The 16,851-nt window shown below is 54.9% G+C and carries 12 protein-coding genes and 1 pseudogene; 7 read left to right on the plus strand and 6 right to left on the minus strand.

The features are described 5' to 3' along the window. Nucleotides 1–33: 33 nt before the first annotated feature. From GKC41_RS03690 to GKC41_RS03710, 5 genes are all read left to right on the plus strand, one after another. Entirely contained in the window at nt 34–2,106 is a 2,073-nt protein-coding gene (locus tag GKC41_RS03690) for a TIM-barrel domain-containing protein (protein ID WP_154312958.1), read from the plus strand. A gap of 241 nt (nt 2,107–2,347) precedes the next feature. Next, nucleotides 2,348–2,743, plus strand: coding sequence for a VOC family protein (locus tag GKC41_RS03695; RefSeq protein WP_154312959.1), 396 nt, complete (start codon nt 2,348–2,350; stop codon nt 2,741–2,743). Nucleotides 2,744–3,045: 302 nt separating this feature from the next. After that, nucleotides 3,046–3,939 (plus strand): 3-hydroxyacyl-CoA dehydrogenase, encoded by an 894-nt coding sequence (locus GKC41_RS03700; RefSeq protein ID WP_154312960.1) that lies wholly within the window; start codon nt 3,046–3,048, stop codon nt 3,937–3,939. 215 nt (nt 3,940–4,154) lie between these two features. Continuing rightward, nucleotides 4,155–5,048: a 3-hydroxyacyl-CoA dehydrogenase gene (locus GKC41_RS03705; protein WP_154312961.1), complete on the plus strand. Its 894-nt coding sequence runs from the start codon at nt 4,155–4,157 to the stop codon at nt 5,046–5,048. A gap of 179 nt (nt 5,049–5,227) precedes the next feature. Beyond that, nucleotides 5,228–6,883 carry an MFS transporter gene (locus tag GKC41_RS03710; protein WP_154312962.1) on the plus strand — a complete coding sequence of 552 codons (1,656 nt, stop codon included), beginning with the start codon at nt 5,228–5,230 and terminating at the stop codon, nt 6,881–6,883. Nucleotides 6,884–7,520: 637 nt separating this feature from the next. Here the strand turns inward: GKC41_RS03710 and GKC41_RS03715 are convergent. The 4 genes and pseudogenes from GKC41_RS03715 to GKC41_RS03730 all read right to left on the minus strand — a co-directional run. Continuing rightward, a pseudogene (locus GKC41_RS03715) lies at nt 7,521–9,590 on the minus strand (TIM-barrel domain-containing protein); the annotation flags it as partial. A 106-nt stretch (nt 9,591–9,696) separates the two neighbouring features. Next, a complete protein-coding gene (locus tag GKC41_RS03720; RefSeq protein ID WP_045935920.1) occupies nt 9,697–10,518 on the minus strand; it encodes a carbohydrate ABC transporter permease in 822 nt (273 codons plus the stop codon). Further along, nucleotides 10,515–11,438: a carbohydrate ABC transporter permease gene (locus tag GKC41_RS03725; RefSeq protein ID WP_154312963.1), complete on the minus strand. Its 924-nt coding sequence runs from the start codon at nt 11,436–11,438 to the stop codon at nt 10,515–10,517. The genes GKC41_RS03720 and GKC41_RS03725 overlap by 4 nt, the downstream gene beginning before the upstream one ends. A gap of 29 nt (nt 11,439–11,467) precedes the next feature. Then, complete coding sequence (locus GKC41_RS03730; protein WP_154312964.1) at nt 11,468–12,871, minus strand: extracellular solute-binding protein; 1,404 nt, start codon at nt 12,869–12,871, stop codon at nt 11,468–11,470. A gap of 260 nt (nt 12,872–13,131) precedes the next feature. Here GKC41_RS03730 and GKC41_RS03735 point away from each other — a divergent pair, with 260 nt between their 5' ends. Next, on the plus strand, nt 13,132–14,178 hold the full coding sequence (locus tag GKC41_RS03735; protein ID WP_154312965.1) for a LacI family DNA-binding transcriptional regulator: 1,047 nt from the start codon (nt 13,132–13,134) through the stop codon (nt 14,176–14,178). A 115-nt stretch (nt 14,179–14,293) separates the two neighbouring features. Here the strand turns inward: GKC41_RS03735 and GKC41_RS03740 are convergent, their stop codons facing one another. Beyond that, nucleotides 14,294–14,713, minus strand: a complete 420-nt coding sequence (locus GKC41_RS03740) for a DUF4186 domain-containing protein (protein WP_154312966.1) — start codon at nt 14,711–14,713, stop codon at nt 14,294–14,296. A 189-nt stretch (nt 14,714–14,902) separates the two neighbouring features. On the opposite strand from GKC41_RS03740, the gene GKC41_RS03745 reads away from it, so the two are divergent. Then, a complete protein-coding gene (locus tag GKC41_RS03745) occupies nt 14,903–16,192 on the plus strand; it encodes a class I SAM-dependent methyltransferase (RefSeq protein ID WP_154312967.1) in 1,290 nt (429 codons plus the stop codon). A 113-nt stretch (nt 16,193–16,305) separates the two neighbouring features. On the opposite strand, the gene GKC41_RS03750 is transcribed toward GKC41_RS03745, so the two are convergent. Further along, the gene (locus GKC41_RS03750; RefSeq protein ID WP_154312968.1) at nt 16,306–16,851 is read right to left on the minus strand and encodes an FMN-binding protein; all 546 of its coding nucleotides are present in this window, start codon (nt 16,849–16,851) and stop codon (nt 16,306–16,308) included.

Genomic DNA, 16,851 nt, shown 5'->3' on the forward strand with positions numbered 1-16,851 from the left:
AGTGAATCAACCAATTGAAAGGGTACTGGATCAATGCAACATTCAACATTTACCACCGACGGCCAGGCACTGAAGTGGACAGGTGACGGCGAATACCTTCGCATCGAGCCCTGGGGAACGGATTCGATACGCGTCCGATCCTCGCAGATGCACGAGCCCGAAGACCCAGACTGGGCACTTTTACGTGATCACCACGAGCCTGCAGCAGGAGTGCATATAAGCATCGATGACCAGCAGGGCCAGGCAACCGTAATCAATGGAACCCTGATGGTCAAAGCACAGGCCTCAGATGGCGTTTACGGAGGTAGCGGCTATACCGAGCCAAAATGTCTCCTCAGCTTTTGGCGCACCGATGGTACGCTGCTCTTCAGCGAGATGAACGATGGCGGCTCCCTGAATTTAAGGGCGCGTTCTTTCGCCCCCATCGTGGGAGGCGACCACCAGGTCAAGGTAACATTCGTGCCTCCGGAAAACGAACGCCTGTATGGCATGGGCGAATATCAACAGAACATCATGAATCTGAAAGGCTGCACGCTCGAACTGGCCCACAGGAACTCACAAATCTCCATACCCTTCGTCGTCTCCAGCTGCGGATACGGATTCCTATGGAACAATCCAGCTGTTGGATCCGTCAGTTTCGGAAAAAATAAAACCCAATGGTCGGCGGACAGCACTCGGCAGATTGATTATTGGATTACAGTCGGTGCCGATTATCGCTCGATTATGGCCCATTACGCAGACGCTACCGGTCATGCCCCTCAGATGCCTGAATGGGGTCTTGGATTTTGGCAGAGCAAGCTTCGCTACTGGAACCAGAATCAATTGATGGAAGTTGCCAGAGAGTTCAAAAAGCGCAACATCCCTCTGGACCTCATTGTCATCGACTTCTTCCATTGGCCTCACATGGGTGATTTCAGATTCGAAGACGAATTCTGGCCAGATCCAGCCAGCATGAGCAACGAATTGCACAAGATGGGGATCCGGCTCATGGTGTCAGTCTGGCCGCAGATAGCGCTGACTTCTGAAAACTATCCAGAGATGAAAGCCAAGAATCTGCTGGTACGAGCAGACCACGGCGAAGACATCGGCATGATGTTCGAGGGACCCAGCCAGTTCTTTGATGCCACCAACCCTCGAGCCCGCCAATATGTATGGGAGAAATGCCGTGAGCACTACGCCGATGTCGGTGTCGATGCCTTCTGGCTGGATGAAGCCGAACCAGAGTATGGCACTTACGATTTCAGCAATTACCGCTACTGGGCCGGACCCGCTCAGCAGACAGCCAATCTGTATCCGCGGGAATACAACAAGGGATTCTACGAGGGGCAGCTGGCCTACGGACGCCAGGGGCAAATCGTCAACCTCACCAGATGCGCATGGGCCGGATCCCAACAATATGCGGCTCTTGTATGGTCGGGCGATGTCGCATCCACCTTCGAGGCGTTCAGAGCACAAATTACCTGCGCCATCCATATGGGCATGGCCGGCATTCCTTGGTTCACCACTGATCTGGGAGGATTCCACGATGGCGATATCGACAATCCCACCTTCCGTGAACTGCTGTTGCGATGGGCGCAATTCTCCTGCTTCTCGCCCGTCATGCGCAACCACGGTGACCGTAGCCAGCATCACCCCGATGGGACCACCAAGATCGCCATCACTACAGCGCAAGGAGAACGGCGATTACCGTCCGGAGCGAACAATGAACCGTGGAGCTATGGAAAGTCCGTCGAAGACATCTATGTCAAGTTCATCAAGATCCGAGAGCATCTTCGCCCTTATCTGCGTGAGCTATTTGCACAAGCGCATGAGGATGGGCAGCCGCTCATCAGGGGGCTGTTCTACGAATTCCCCCATGACGACGCTGCCTCCGATATCGCCGACGAGTATATGCTCGGACCTGATCTGCTGGTAGCCCCTGTGGTAGAGGAAGGAGCCAGATCTCGACAGGTCTACTTGCCTGGGGATGCGACTACACAGTGGCAGGATCTTCGCGACGGAGCCATGTACGACGGAGGTCAGACGATCACCGCAGAGGCCCCGCTGGATACCCTGCCGGTATTCGCCAGGGACAGCAGAAACCACGAGCTGCTGGGCATACTCTGATACATCCGTCATTCGCATCGGGTCAGGACCGCTCGTCCTGGCCCGACTTCTTAGTCAATCAAGACATGATTCAACCGGTTCCCAGTTCCGTTGAACCTCCAAGCAGAGCGATGTAGGCTTCTGAAAATTCAAACTACGAAGTTGGTTGCTCTTTTTATCTCACTCCATCTTCAGGTGCACCACAGCCTAGAGTGGACAACAGGAAGCATCGCAGCATCAAGGTACCAAAGGAGCAGCCATCATGAGACCAATGTCGGACTATGCCAAGGACCTGCAGCACTCGGGCATGATCGCCCGCGATCTGGACGAGACCATCGACTTCTACACCAACAAACTCGGGTTCGAGCTGGTCGGCATCTACCCCAACGGAGCGAACCGCTGCGCCTTCCTGCGCCTGGGCCATCTGACCATCGAGACCTGGGAGGGCGAACCTGCGCCCATGCGCACCGGAGCCATCAACCACTGGGCGTTGGACACGCCAGACATCGATGCCGCTTATGAGCACGCCCTGGAGATGGGATTGAAGATCAGAGAGAAGTCCATCCAGTCCATTCCCACTTTCTGGCAGCACGGAATCCGCTATTTCAACGTCATTGGCCCCAACCAGGAGACCATCGAGTTCTGCCAGATTCTCTGATTGTCCTCTCAGAGTCCGGCGACTCTTCCCTCTCGTGTATACCGAGGAATGGAGATGACCAATCGCGTAATATAGCAGCTCGCAACCCCGCCCCAACGACGACTGCTGCTTACCACTCATGTGAGCAAAGCGACAAAATTCTCAGTGCCCCACAAAATTAATTAACCAGACGAATAAACCGTGATTTCGGGCGTTATTTCAGGCTTCCAACAATCATGGAACACCCAGAATAATCCCAGACACTGCCAGTAGTATGGAATAAGTATCCAAAGATGGATGCATTGCGACGAAAAGAGGTTTCTATGACGAACATTCATAATGTCACGGTTGCCGGCGGTGGGGTGCTTGGCAGCCAGATCGCCTATCAATCAGCCTTCAAGGGTAAGAAGGTAACAATCTACGATATCAACGACCAGGCTGTGGCGGCCGCCGAGGAGCGCGTCAGGAACCTGCGCGATTCCTACAAGCACGACATCAATGCTACTGATGAGCAATTCGACGCCGGACTAAACAACATGTCCTTTACCGCCGACATGGCCGAAGCCGTCAAGAACGCTGACTTGGTCATCGAAGCAGTCCCTGAGAAGCCCTCGATCAAGCATGACCTTTATCAGAATCTGGCCAAGCTGGCTCCCAAGGACACCATCTTCACCAGCAACTCCTCCACCTACGTGCCCAGCACCTTCGCAGCTGACACGGGCAGGCCGGACAAGTTCCTGAACATGCACTTCGCCAACCAGGTTTGGCTGTACAACACGGCTGAGATCATGGGTACCGATCAGACCGACCCTAAGGTCTTCGATGAAATCGTGGACTATGCCAGGGAGATCGGCATGGTTCCCATCGTCCTGAAGAAGGAACAGCCTGGATACGTCCTGAACACCCTCCTCATCCCCCTGCTCGAAGCCGCCTCCTATCTTTGGGGTCAGGGCATCGCGGATCCGGAGACCGTGGACAAGACCTGGATGATCGCGACAGGCGCACCCATGGGACCCTTTGCCATCTTTGACGTTGTGGGACTGCGGACCGCTTACAACATCACCAAGGAGCAGCGGGGAGACAACCCTGACTTCAAGCCCTTCCTGGAGAAGATCCAAAAGATGATGGACGAGGGCAAGACCGGCAAGGATTCAGGAGAAGGGTTCTACACCTATCCCAACCCCGCCTTTGCTGATCCTGACTTCCTGAAGGCCTGAGAGAACCGTTTCCACCAGACAGGACCCGTCCGTTGCGGGGGACCACAACGCAAATCGCCTCCCCGCAATAGGCGGGTCCATTTTCATTGTTAACTTTCAAGCGGATCTAAACGTCAAGCTGCTCGTCAACCTTTGCAAATCGCCGGCTGCGCCTCTTTACTACCATTGAATCAGGCATCCAAGGAAGGATGCCGACACAATGAAAGAGGTCATTCATGACAAATATTGAACAGGTCACCGTCGCCGGTGGCGGTGTTTTGGGCAGTCAGATCGCCTATCAATGTGCATTCAAGGGCAAAAATGTCACGGTCTACGACATCGGAGACGATGCCGTAGCAGCGGCCAGAGAGCGAGTCAAGGCGCTTCGCACCGCCTATAAGCGCGACATAAAAGCAACAGACGAACAGTTCGATGCCGGATTAGGCCGAATGAGCTTCACCACCGACCTGAGCGAGGCAGTCAAGAACGCGAATCTGGTCATCGAGGCAATCCCCGAGAAGCCCTCCATCAAGCACGACTTCTATCAGAGCCTGGCCAAGCTGGCGCCCGAGAACACCATCTTCGCCAGTAACTCCTCCACCTACGTGCCCAGCACTTTCGCATCCGACACAGGCAGGCCAGACAAATTCCTGAACTTGCACTTCGCCAACCAGATCTGGCTGATGAATACCGCTGAAATCATGGGAACCGATCAAACCGACCCAGACATCTACAACCAAATCGTTTCCTTTGCCCGGGAGATTGGTATGGTCCCCATCCAGCTGCACAAGGAACAGCCCGGCTATGTGCTCAACACGTTGCTGATGCCGCTCATGGGCGCTGCCGGCATGCTATGGGCGCACGATGTGGCCGATCCACAGACTATCGACAAAACCTGGATGATCGCCACTGGCGCGCCCAAGGGACCCTTCGGTTTCTACGACATGGTCGGCCTTCGGACCGCCTACAACATCCTCAGCCAGCGTCAGGGTGACAATCCTCAAGCCAAGCCCCTCCTGGACAAGCTCAATGCCATGATCGAGCAAGGCAAGCTGGGCGAAGAGACCGGTCAGGGCTTCTACCAGTATCCTGATCCCGACTACCGAGATCCCGGATTCCTCAAGGCCTAATTAAATCCGACCAAGAGGGCTGTGGAGGGCCAGATAAGGGTCCGCCACAGCCCTCATCATGAGGCGTGGTAAGCTGTGTATTTATGGCATTTTTGTGAAAACCGCTAAAGGAAGAGGCAGACAGGGAAATCACAAAGGCGGAAAAGACGAACAACGGCCTAGTGGCCGGAGAAGGAATAATGGCAGAGGACGATAAAATTTCGGCTGCAGCTAGCGGCCAGCACGAGCAGAAACAGCGTGATCGACAGACAGCCAAGCAGCTGAAGAAGCAGCAGGCCGCGGAAAAACGCAAGGCCCGCAAGCAGAATCCCAGACCGCATAGGGGCTGGAGCGAGCGCCTGCATCTGACCGACATCAACGTGGTGGACAGGTCCACCCTGAAGCGGGCCATTGCCGGCACCGTGGTCGGCAACTTCATGGAATGGTATGACGTGGGGGTCTACGGCTACCTGGCGGTGACCATCGGCCGCGTCTTCCTGTCCGACGCATCCGATGCCGTACAGCGGCTCTTCTCCTTGGGCGTCTTCGCCGTCACCTTCGTCGCCCGCCCCCTGGGTGGAGTGGTCCTGGGCCAGCTGGGCGACAAGATCGGCCGCCAACGCATTCTGGCCTTCACCCTGCTGAGCATGTCCGCAGCCACCCTGCTGATCGGCCTTCTGCCCAGCTATGCGGCCGTCGGCCCGCTGGCACCTATTCTGCTTATCCTGCTCAAGCTGATCCAGGGCTTCTCCACTGGAGGCGAGTACGCGGGAGCCTCGACCATGGTCACGGAATATTCTCCGGACCGGCATCGCGGCTTCTTCGCCTCTCTGCTGGACGTGGGATCCTACCTGGGCTACGCCTTCGGAGCAGCCTTGGTCTCCCTGCTGGAGTTTTCCATTTCCCCGGAAGCCATGCTGGCCTGGGGCTGGCGCATCCCCTTCATCATCGCCCTGCCGCTGGCTGCCATCGCGGTCTACTTCCGGGCCAAGGTCCAGGACACACCTGCCTTCCGTCAGGCCCAGGATGCCAGCGACGAGAAGACCAAGAGCCAGCACAAGAGCCTACTGGACCTGATCCGTGGCTATTGGCGGGAACTGCTCATGGCCTTCATCCTGGTGGCTGCGGCCAACACCCTGAGCTACACGCTGACCGCCTATATGCCCACCTACCTATCGGGCACCCTGCATTACAACACGGCCCAGGCCAACCTGCTCTCCCTGCCGGTCCTGCTTATGGTGGCCTGCTGCATCCCCATCACCGGAGCCCTTTCCGACCGCTTCGGCCGCAAGAAGGTCTTGTTCATGGGAGCGCTCACCGGGCTGTGCCTGTCCCTGCCGGCCTTCCGACTGCTGGAGCACGAGACCACGGGTGCCGTCTTCGGCGGATTGGTTCTGCTGGCCATCCCGGTCATCTTCTTCGTAGCCAACCTGGCATCCACCCTGCCGGCCCTCTTCCCCACCGCTTCCCGTTACGGCGGCATGGGACTGTCATACAACCTGGCAGTAGCCGTCTTCGGCGGGACAGCGCCTGTCATCATGGAAGGGCTGGTGACCGCGACCGGCAAGTCCCTGGCACCCGCCTACTGGATCATGTTCACTTCGACCTGCGGTCTTGTTACCGTGCTCTTCCTGGCGGAGACCGCCCGGCGCCCCATGCCGGGTACCCTGCCCACAGTGCTCAACCGACAGGAGGCACGCGACCTGGTGGCCACCCAGGACCGCAATCCCGACCTGGACGTGAAGACCATCATCAAGGATGCCGAAGAGAGTGGCGTGCGCAAGACGCCGAAAAAGCTGGCTGCTGAAATTATGAAAAAACTGGGCGGCAACAAATCGACTAAAGGAACCAGATAGAAGGACGCGAAAGCTTCTCTATCCTGATACAAAATGGATTGTCGGCTCCGGAGACAACCCTGGAGCCGACAATCCATTAGCCTCAATAAGCTCAAGAACGCAACAGTATCTCAGTCAAAGCTGATTGAACCGACCGTGGCACTGCTGATGACGGCGTCCCCTGTTCGCCGCCGGGGAATCCAGCTTGCAAGGTATCCAAACCCGCAAGCGCATCCACTCCTTGCCTAGACACCATATCCGCCAGCCGATCTTTAACTTCAAAAGAGATCTGAGCTCTCTTTAAGACTTCGCCTGAGTCATTCATCACCGGGTTGCTGGCCAGTTCAGCCCGGTCAGGTAGTATTTCAACCTTGGAGCCCACTGGTACCTTACCCAGGTCAAGCCAGATGGTCAGTGTGGATTCGTCATAATTTGTTGCGACTTTCCTTTCGCTCCCATCAATCCGCACCTTGCAATCCGTAGGTGCCCAACCGCGCAAAGCTACTTTCCAATGCCTGTGAGATGGCAAGGCTTCAACGCATCCATTAACAGCATCTATCGTGACTACGCCGCCGGAAGACCAATTAAGGCGGATGGCGGTCCTTGCAGCACCCGCCTCCCGCTCAGCTTTGTCAAGATTGGGAGAAACAGGGAAACGTCCAGCATCCTCGATCAAGGTGAAGCAACCGTCTGCACCAGGGAAAACCATCAGGACCATCTGTTCGGGGTTGCCAGACAGAGGATGGCAACCGACCGATAGTTCCTTCCTAGTTTCCGCCCTAGGTTTGCAACGTCCAACAGAATAGCTGTCAGGAGAGGAAACACTCTCTCCACCCGGGGCTTCATAGGCAGGCCCTAAAGGAATAATTCCTCCGGCTTTTGCCAAGACCGGTACCCTGTCGATTGTCCGCCACAGGCTCAACCTGCGACCTTGCGGATCACCAGCTTGGTAATGACGACCGTCCATGCAATCAAACCAGTCCCCAGAAGGCAGCCAGGTTAGGCTCTCCCCCATTCTGGTAATGGCATCAACAGGCTGCAAGATCGGAGAAACCAGAATCTGGCTGCCAAACCAATATTCGCCGGGAAACGCATAAGCATCTTCGCATTCTGGATCTTCCCAGTAAAGAGGCTGGACCAAGGGGAGCCCTTCATATGCCGCCCGCCAGTTCATTGTATAGAGATAGGGTATCAGCGCCTGTCGTAAGCGCAAGGCACTCTCCATAGCGCCTCGGTAGGGCTGAGGATATTCCCAGGGCTCCTTCCCCTCAAAGGGCGAAGCTGATGAGTGCAGACGGTTGATGGGACTAAAGGTACCCAACTGATACCATCTGGCCTCCAGCTCGTCATCCCGACACCCTTTCATATGGCCGCCAATATCATGACTCCACCAGCCAAAACCGATGTTGCTGGCAGTCGCAGTGAAGTAAGGCTGGAACTTCAGTGAATTCCAAGTGACAATGGTGTCGCCAGAGAATCCTATAGGGTACCGATGCGACCCAGGGCCGGCATACCTGGAAAGAATCAGGGGCCAATGACCGGAACGCGCGCTGTCTAAGTAATGGAAGTGATTAAGCATCCACAAGGGGTCCAGCCCTGGCACCCGAGTCACACCCCCCTGCTGCCAGTCCAGCCACCAAAAATCTACCCCCTGGGACTCCAGCTGATGATGCATTTGCAGGTAAGCCTTGAGGAAGCGGATATTCGTGAGATCGAACATAATCGGATCTCCCTTGTCTGCGTCCACCCCCAATGTCCGTGCCATATCAGCATATGGCTTCTCGAATGCTCTAATCCCATCTCTAGGATGAACATTGAGAGAAACGCGCAAATCCCGCTTATGAAGAGAATGGAGGAAACTCTCAGGGTCCGGAATCAGCTGTCGATTCCAGGTATATCCAGTCCATCCGGACCCGTACTTGGGATCAACTGAATCCGTCAAATGCCAATCCATGTCCATGACGGCGACGGTGAATGGTAACCTAGATGCTCGGAAACGATCCATAAGACCTAGATACTCCGCTGAAGTATAGGGGTGGAAACGGCTCCACCAGTTTCCAAGAGCCCACCGTGGAAGAAGCGGAACAGGTCCGGTTAACTGGTAAAAATCCGCCAGGGCCTCCCGATAACGATGGCCATAGGCAAACAGATAGATATCTATCTCCTTGTTTTCCCTGGGGGTGATCCAATGACCATACGGATCTTTCTCCCCCCCAGCCTGGTCAGTACGAACAATAAGGTTCGAAGATGAATCGTCCAGAATGGCCCACCCATCGCGGGAAATGACACCGTCTCCCAATTCGATTGATCCATCAGCCTCGTCAAGAGTTCTCGCTGTCCCACGCAGGTTATGCAGGGAATCATCACCGAAATGCCAAGTGTTGAACTGATTGGAAACCCCTTTCACCATGGCACTGAGCCCCTCCTTGGCAAAGGAGTTGTAATCATATTCCAGCCTTAGTGCTGGCGTATCAATGACAAGCTGTTCATCTCCTTTTATTACACGTGCATGAATTTGGTCCGGATCGATGAAGTCTCTGTTGATTACGGCTTGAGTGGCCTGGTCTTCAAAGATCCCGTTCGCAGACCACTCCAGCCTGATCAGGGAATCGCTCAGGATCCCTATCCTCCAGCGATCTCCACAGATAGTCCACCTTGCATTCATGGTTGGCCTAAGCCTGTTATTAAACGTAGAGAAGCCTCGATATGAGTCATCTTTCCCCCGCATAGAATAATTCCTTTCTCTGTTTTGTCATATCCAGACCCGCATCAAGAAAGCCTCCATGGAAGGAACCAGAAAACTGTCCCATTTCGGAGATCATCTTGACCATTGCTTACTTGCCGCTCCCGCTGGCTACTCCAGCTATGAATTGCTTCTGGAAAACCACATACACCACCAGCACCGGGATAATGGCGATAGAGGTTGCAGCGAACAAGCCACCGTAATCGGTCCCGTATCGCCCACTGAACATCTTCAAACCTACGGAGAGCAGCTGTTTCTTCTCATCGGTAATCATCAAGAATGGCCAGAGGTAATCCTCCCAATTCCACAGGAAGGTAAATATGGCCAAGGCGGATATGGAGTTCCTGCTCATGGGCAGAATGATGCGGTGGAAGATTACTGCGTCCCCGGCACCATCCAATTTGGCCGCTTCCACGATCTCGTCCGGTATTCCTCCAATCGACTGGCGGAAAAGAAAGACGCCGAAAGCGTTGACGAGGCCTGGTGCCAGCAGAGCCTTGTAGGTATCCAGCCAACCAAACTTGGTCATCATCTCATATTGAGGGATGATGGTGACTGCCCACGGTACCATCATGGTGCTAAGCACAATACCGAATATCAAATTGCGCCCTCTGAACCTCATCTTCGAAAACACATATCCCAAGGCTGCGCTTGTGTATATGATCACGACGGTTTTGAACGATGACACGAACAAAGAATTCAGAAAGAGACGGAGAAAATCGAACTTCTCCTGTATGCCCCGGTAATTGCTCAGAGTTGTAGGTTTGGGGAAGATACCGCCTGACACTTTCACGATCTCGCTGTTAGGCGCAAATGACGAAATGAACATCCAGACAAATGGAATGATTGTGATCAGAGCAAGGATGAAAAGCATCCCAGTCAGGATCCAGGACCACATTTTCCTTGCTCTCATGATTCCTCCATATTCATATCACCCGAGGCCTTGAACATCAGAATCGTGAGTATTCCTGTCATGAGGAAGAGAAGAACACTCATGGCCGAAGCCGTGCCGAACTTGTATTTCTGGAAGGCCTCATCAAAGATGAGATAGCTAATTGTGTATGTCTGCGTTCCAGGTCCACCGCCAGTCATGATCATGATCTGCACATAAGCCTGAAGATAACTGATCAGGGAAGTGATAACGATAAAGAGAGTCATCGGCTTAAGCAGCGGAAGCGTGATCTTCCAGAAAGTCTGCCAGGCATTGGCTCCGTCGATAGCAGCGGCTTCGTAAACGCTTCTCGGCAAACTCATCAGTGCTCCCAGATAGAGCACGACTGCGTACCCGAAATCCTTCCATATTGTCATGATGATCACAGCCGGCAAGGCCCAGTTAGGATCCTTGAGCCAGTTGATGTCCAGCCCAAGAACCCGGTCGATCATGCCGAACTGCGGGTCAAACATCCAAACCCATACAAAGGCCACCGCCACCATGGGAGTGATGGTCGGCATATAGAAGAGACCACGTAGCGTATCCTTGGCCTTGACCAACTTCGAACTGAGCAAGAGCGCCAAGCCCAAACCGAGAACGATACGAAACACAACCGATACCAGGCAAAAGACAGCCGTGTTCCCTATGGACTTCCAAAACAGACCGTCGGAAAGCACCAGACGGAAATTATCAAAACCGACCCATTTATAGGTCCCTATCAGGGGATTCCAATCATGCATGCTACCTGCGAATGCCTTGAATATCGGGTAGATCATGAACACGCTGAAATATATGACCAGGGCCGCAAGAGATACGTTCCTCATCGTGAATACACGACCGAGGCCCTTACCAGTCTGGATGGTCTTGCTGCCTGTGTGACCTGTTTTCGTCACTGCCTTCATAGCTGTGCCTTCCGACGTCCATCCATGGTCTATCGCCTTGCCTCCTTATAGAAGGCATAGGCAGGCTCAAGTGATTTGAATCCGGTGCCTTTGATGTCTTTCTCCATCAGAGCCTGGGTCGAGTCCAGGGCGCTATCAATCGATTTATGGTTCTGGAAAACGTCCTGGAAAGACTTCTTGGCGCTCGATTCCATAGTTGATGGCGTGGGTCCGGGCCAAATCAAACGGTCGATTCTCGGCTTGATAGCAGCCATGATCGGCATGGAAAGAATCTCTGGATCATTCTGCAGGGATTTCTTAGCCGGGAACGAATTAAAGGCCTTTGCATCATCCTTGATGAACTTGTCATTGGCGAGGATGTATTTGAGGAAGTCCTGTGCCGCCTCTTGCTGATCTTTGGACTGGTTCTTGTTGACGCCGGGGGTTGATTCTCCGTTGTAACGATCGTAGGCAAAAGGCGTCTGCTCAGAGAAGGTCGGGGTTGCGAAGACGCCGTAATCGATATCCGGATACTTCAGCTTCAGTGTGCCGGCAAAGCCTCCCCACTGGTAGACCATGGCTGTCTGTCCGTTACCGAAACTCTGCCCCATATCTACACCGAACGCTGTTGAAGCCACTTTATATTTGTCATACAGGTCCTTGATGAACTGCATGTTCTCTTTGGTCGTTTCATTTTTATAATTGGGTTTCGTCCCTGAGGAATCAAACATGAGCTCACCTTTTTGATAATTGAGCCCTTGCCAAAGACCGGGATAGCCCGCGCTTGCTTCGTCCCCATTGAGGTTAAAACCGGATTGCACCATCTTGGAACCATCCCATTTGGTGAGCTTCTGGGCGACTGTAACCAACTGATCCCAAGTCTTCGGAATGTCGGAATCCGTCAAATTGGCTTCTTTCCAAAGCTTCTTGTTGTAATAGATGTTCCCCGTATTGATGACCGTATCGATGTAATAAGCCTTGCCATTCTCAAGGTGGGCGGGGACCCCGGTGTAATCGGCTTTGAGCTGGTCTGCTGGTATGTCAATCGGGGCCATATAGGGCTTCAAGAGGGCATCTTGTGAATTATGGACAGCAAATAGAGCAGGTCCATTCTTGCCTTTCAAGGCTAGTGGAACCTTCGTCCAGTAATCGGCCCAAGCAACATTCACAATTTTAAAGGTGACATTGGGGTGAATCTTTTGATAATCACGAGTCATAGCACTGATAGGGTCCTGTTCCTTGTCGACCCAAGACCAGTACTCGAGCTGAATAGGCTTGCCTTTATTCACAAGATGATTCGGGTCGTACTTGACATTCACTCCAAGAGTTTTCAATCCCTTGTCGGCTTTAGTGTCCGTCTGGCCCTCCCCTTGGCCTCCATTGGCACCACATGCTGATAAAGCTATTATGCTAACGGTCGCAACAAATGTAGCCAATACGCGTCTTATTCGCATTGCTTTTCCTACCTCCTTGTAAGATACTCACTTGCGAAACCTATTGTATATCAAAGAATCAGGCTTTATATTCAATCATTCATAACAAATTATCAGATTATGCGACCCTTAGCATTATTTAGCTATTCTTCCTGAGTCAATTACCGCTCGCTACATCCCAATATGCGGCGTGTCGATCTAATCCATCTGCAAGCGAGGATAAAGTGAGCGATTGTTATACTTACAGAGTTGGTTGCATTTTCTCCGCATTGAGGTGGCAAGTGTCCAAAGCCAGCGTTTACGACGTTGCTCGCGAAGCAGGGGTGTCGATTTCGACAGTATCGAGATCTTTCACCAGTCCAGAAAAGGTGTCAGCGAAAACACGGGCGAAGGTGATGAAGGCCGCTGAGGCCATGAATTTTACCGTTACGCACACGGCAGCAAGCCTTAAAACCGGCCGGACATTCCGCGCCGCACTGCTGGTTGGCAACGAACGCTTGGATTGGTTCGGCTCCTTGGTACGCGAAGGGCTGGATTCCATCCTCCATCCGGCTGGCTACGACACCTCCATCTATCCCATCGGCGACTCCGAAGAACAAGAGCATTTCTTTGCCGAACTGCCTATCAGGAGAAACGTTGATCTGGTTTTCGTGTCCTCTTTCGACATCACTTCCAAGGAAACCAGCCGCTTGAGTAGTATCAATGTACCGATTATCGGCATCAACGTGGAATCGAACCATGACCTGGACGGTTCAGTGAAAATCGATGACGCAAAGGGTATCCAGCTGGCGGTCAATCATTTACTTACACTTGGTCACCGGAACATCGCGTATATGCACATCTCGCCAAAATCGTCCCTGCACTTCAGTTCCTTGAACCGTTTGCAAGGTTTCCTGGAAGCTTGCAGACAGTGGCCGGAACCAGTGAAAACCGAATTAATAAAGCTGCAGCCCGGACAAGACGTATTCAGCTCCTTTATTTCTCAGCTACAAAGCATGGAAAGCCGCCCTACTGCTCTCTGCTGCCAGGATGATTCGGTCGCTATCCCGTTACTTTTCAAACTCAATCGTTTTAGGCTCACCGTCCCAGGTAACCTTTCCCTGGTTGGTTTCGATGACAGCACTTACGCAGATAAAATTGGGCTGACAACAATTCGTCAGGATCCTTTTGATCTGGGCGCCAAGGCTGGTTCGCTCGCATTGGAATTTCTGAAGAAAACCCCACCAAAGAACCCATACATAACCTTGGACACCCAGATCATGATTCGTAATACGACTGCCCCGATTGAAGACACCCGCCCCTTGGATAAATGGGCCTGCAATTCATGATTTCACACCGTCGTAAGTGTGATACGAAAATATTTCCTTGGAAACACCAGAAACACGACATTAGTGGGCAGGTCACCAAATATTTATCGGACCGGATCATGCAACCAAAATCAGTTTAAAGCAATGCTGGGGCAGATACCGGGTGGTTCACCAAATCCCGCTCGATCCAGGCCATGACCAGCCTGGCCAGGGCATCCACCTCCGCATCGGTCAGAGCCCGGCCACGCGGGATGTGATGCCAGCGCTCGATGCACCCCCGGCAGCAGGTGGCCGTGGCATGCTGGGCCGTGAAGACCGGATGCCCACGATAGGGGGTCTGTTTACCGTCCTTCAAAGGATGAGCAGGCCCCACACGCTTGGCCAGCATCTCATGAGCGTGGCGGTCGATGGTTTCCTTGCCCTTGGCACGGGCGTAGGCGCGATCCTTGGCCGACAGGGAGAAGCCGGCCCGGAAGCGCGAATGCCCCAATCTGGCAAGAGTGTCCTGGGTCCAGGCCTCATCCGCCCCGGCCGCCGCTGATCCGCTGCTGGTCATTCCCTGCTCGCCTCCATGTTCAGCCTTACCAAAGAGTCTGTACCCAGGCAAGGTTTCCCATGCGGAATAATTCACCAAACATGGACCCAACGGGGACCAGTGTCAGGGGTAGGGTGAAGACAGTACTTGTATCCACTAACTACCAGACCCGCCATGTTCGGTCATGTCCGGGTCACACAAGGGGGCTTCATGGCCAAAAGCAAGATGACTGTAGCCGAGATGATCGGGCTCTTCCTCACCCCCGACGCGCCTGTACAGGTGACCGCCTTCGATGGGTCGGTCTTCGGACAGGACCAAGCGCCGCTGCATCTGGAAGTCAAGAATTCCCGTGCCATGTACTACATCACGGAAAATCCCAACGACCTGGGTCTGGCCCGCGCCTACCTGCAGGGCGACCTGGATTCTCCCGAGCTGCTGCCAGGCAACCCCTACCAGGTTCTCAAGGAACTGATGGGCCTCAAGCACTTCGTCAAGCACCCCGGCAAGATGGAGCTGGCGCGGGCGGCCGGAGCCGTCTTCTCCCACGGGGTGCGCGTGCCCGAACCGCCGGCCATCGAAGGGCCTTCCCTGGCCAAGCGACTGACCGAGGGCATCCGCCCCCACACTCGCCGGGGCGACGCGGCCACCGTCAGCTACCACTACGACCAGTCCAACGACTTCTACCGGCTCTTCCTTGGGTCCTCCATGACCTACACCTGCGCCGTCTTCGAGAAGGAGGACGACAGCCTGGAGGACGCCCAATGGCATAAGCTCAACATGGTCCTGGACAAGATGCACCTGAACAAGGGCGACCGCCTGCTGGACGTGGGCTGCGGCTGGGGCTCCATGGAGATCGCGGCCGCACGCCGCGGCATCCATGTCATCGGCGTGACCCTGGCCGAGGAGCAGGTCGAGTGGGCCCAGAACTGGATCCGTCAGGAGGGCCTGCAGGATCTGGCCGAGGTCAGGCTGATGGATTACCGTGACGTGCCCGAGTCCGGCTTCGACGGGATCTGCTCCATCGGCATGATGGAGCATGTGGGCTACAAGCAGTACCCCTCCTACTTCAAGGAGATGATGGACAAGCTGCGTCCGGGTGGCATCCTGCTCAACCATCAGATCACCCGCACCAATTCCCACGACCACAAGCGGGCCGGCGGATTCATCGACCGCTACATCTTCCCCGATGGCGAGCTGGCCAGCCCGGCCGAGATCGAACTGGCCATCCAGGACACCGGCTTCGAGGTCATCACCCAGGAGAACCTGCGTCAGCACTATGCGCTGACCCTCAAGCACTGGACCGAGAACCTCCAGGAGCATTGGGGCCAGGCCAAGCCCATGGTGGGCGAGCCCAAGGCGCGTCTCTGGGGCCTGTACATGGCCGGCGCGCGGCTCAACTTCGAGCTCGACAACATTCAGATACACCAGTTCCAGTGCATCAAGCCCGATCCCGAGACCGGAACGGACACCTATCCGCTACGGCCCTGGTGGGACCGGTAGTTGGTCCGAGGCGACCGATAACTACGCGACCGGTAAAACCATAAAGGCCTGAAAAGGGGCGGGGAGCCAAATCCTCGCCCCTTTTCGTTTCCGCAACCCTTACAGCCAGGTCCTCAGGACGACCTGTCCGCCGAAGCCTCCAGCCGGGCCAGGTCCAGAGCCTTATTGAAGGCATCCGAAGTCCAGCTGGCCCCGGCCACCTTGTCCACCTTGAGGTCCTTAAGAGGGCGCCCCTGGACTACTCCAGGCACAGCCCGAGCGAAGCGTTCCATGTGGCCGCGTGATATGGGCGAATCCGAATGCCCCTGGACCTGGACCCGGGTCACCTGACCTCCCGACAGGTCCAGATCCACATCGATGCTGTCAGCCCCGTCATGGCCATACTTGCCCGTCAGAGCGTAAGTGCCATCGTGATAGTTGCCCGTATCAGCCGGAGCGGTCGGCAGCCCATCACGGGAGACAGCCGTGGGCGTGCCCTCGCCCGCAGAGCCGGCTCCCGACTCTGGAGCAGAGCTGGACTCGGCGCCCGATCCGGCGAATTCGTCGTCCATGGGCTTGGCCTGCTGGCTTCCGCAGCCGCCCAGGAGGGAGCCGACCGCCACCAGGGTCGCCAGGGTTGCCGAGGCCGTGGCCAGTCCCCGAGACTTGCTTGTGGCCAT

The sequence above is a fragment of the Bifidobacterium asteroides genome, assembly GCF_009683175.1.
GTDB lineage: Bacteria > Actinomycetota > Actinomycetes > Actinomycetales > Bifidobacteriaceae > Bombiscardovia > Bombiscardovia asteroides_H.

Excerpts from the sequence above, each read along its gene's own strand:
- GKC41_RS03700 (WP_154312960.1), top strand. The coding sequence starts at position 3,046 with ATGACGAACATTCATAATGTCACGGTTGCCGGCGGTGGGGTGCTTGGC.
- GKC41_RS03710 (WP_154312962.1), top strand. The coding sequence starts at position 5,228 with ATGGCAGAGGACGATAAAATTTCGGCTGCAGCTAGCGGCCAGCACGAG.
- GKC41_RS03690 (WP_154312958.1), top strand. The coding sequence starts at position 34 with ATGCAACATTCAACATTTACCACCGACGGCCAGGCACTGAAGTGGACA.
- GKC41_RS03730 (WP_154312964.1), bottom strand. The coding sequence starts at position 12,871 with ATGCGAATAAGACGCGTATTGGCTACATTTGTTGCGACCGTTAGCATA.
- GKC41_RS03695 (WP_154312959.1), top strand. The coding sequence starts at position 2,348 with ATGAGACCAATGTCGGACTATGCCAAGGACCTGCAGCACTCGGGCATG.
- GKC41_RS03745 (WP_154312967.1), top strand. The coding sequence starts at position 14,903 with ATGGCCAAAAGCAAGATGACTGTAGCCGAGATGATCGGGCTCTTCCTC.
- GKC41_RS03740 (WP_154312966.1), bottom strand. The coding sequence starts at position 14,713 with ATGACCAGCAGCGGATCAGCGGCGGCCGGGGCGGATGAGGCCTGGACC.
- GKC41_RS03720 (WP_045935920.1), bottom strand. The coding sequence starts at position 10,518 with ATGAGAGCAAGGAAAATGTGGTCCTGGATCCTGACTGGGATGCTTTTC.
- GKC41_RS03725 (WP_154312963.1), bottom strand. The coding sequence starts at position 11,438 with ATGAAGGCAGTGACGAAAACAGGTCACACAGGCAGCAAGACCATCCAG.
- GKC41_RS03750 (WP_154312968.1), bottom strand. The coding sequence starts at position 16,851 with ATGGCCACAAGCAAGTCTCGGGGACTGGCCACGGCCTCGGCAACCCTG.
- GKC41_RS03705 (WP_154312961.1), top strand. The coding sequence starts at position 4,155 with ATGACAAATATTGAACAGGTCACCGTCGCCGGTGGCGGTGTTTTGGGC.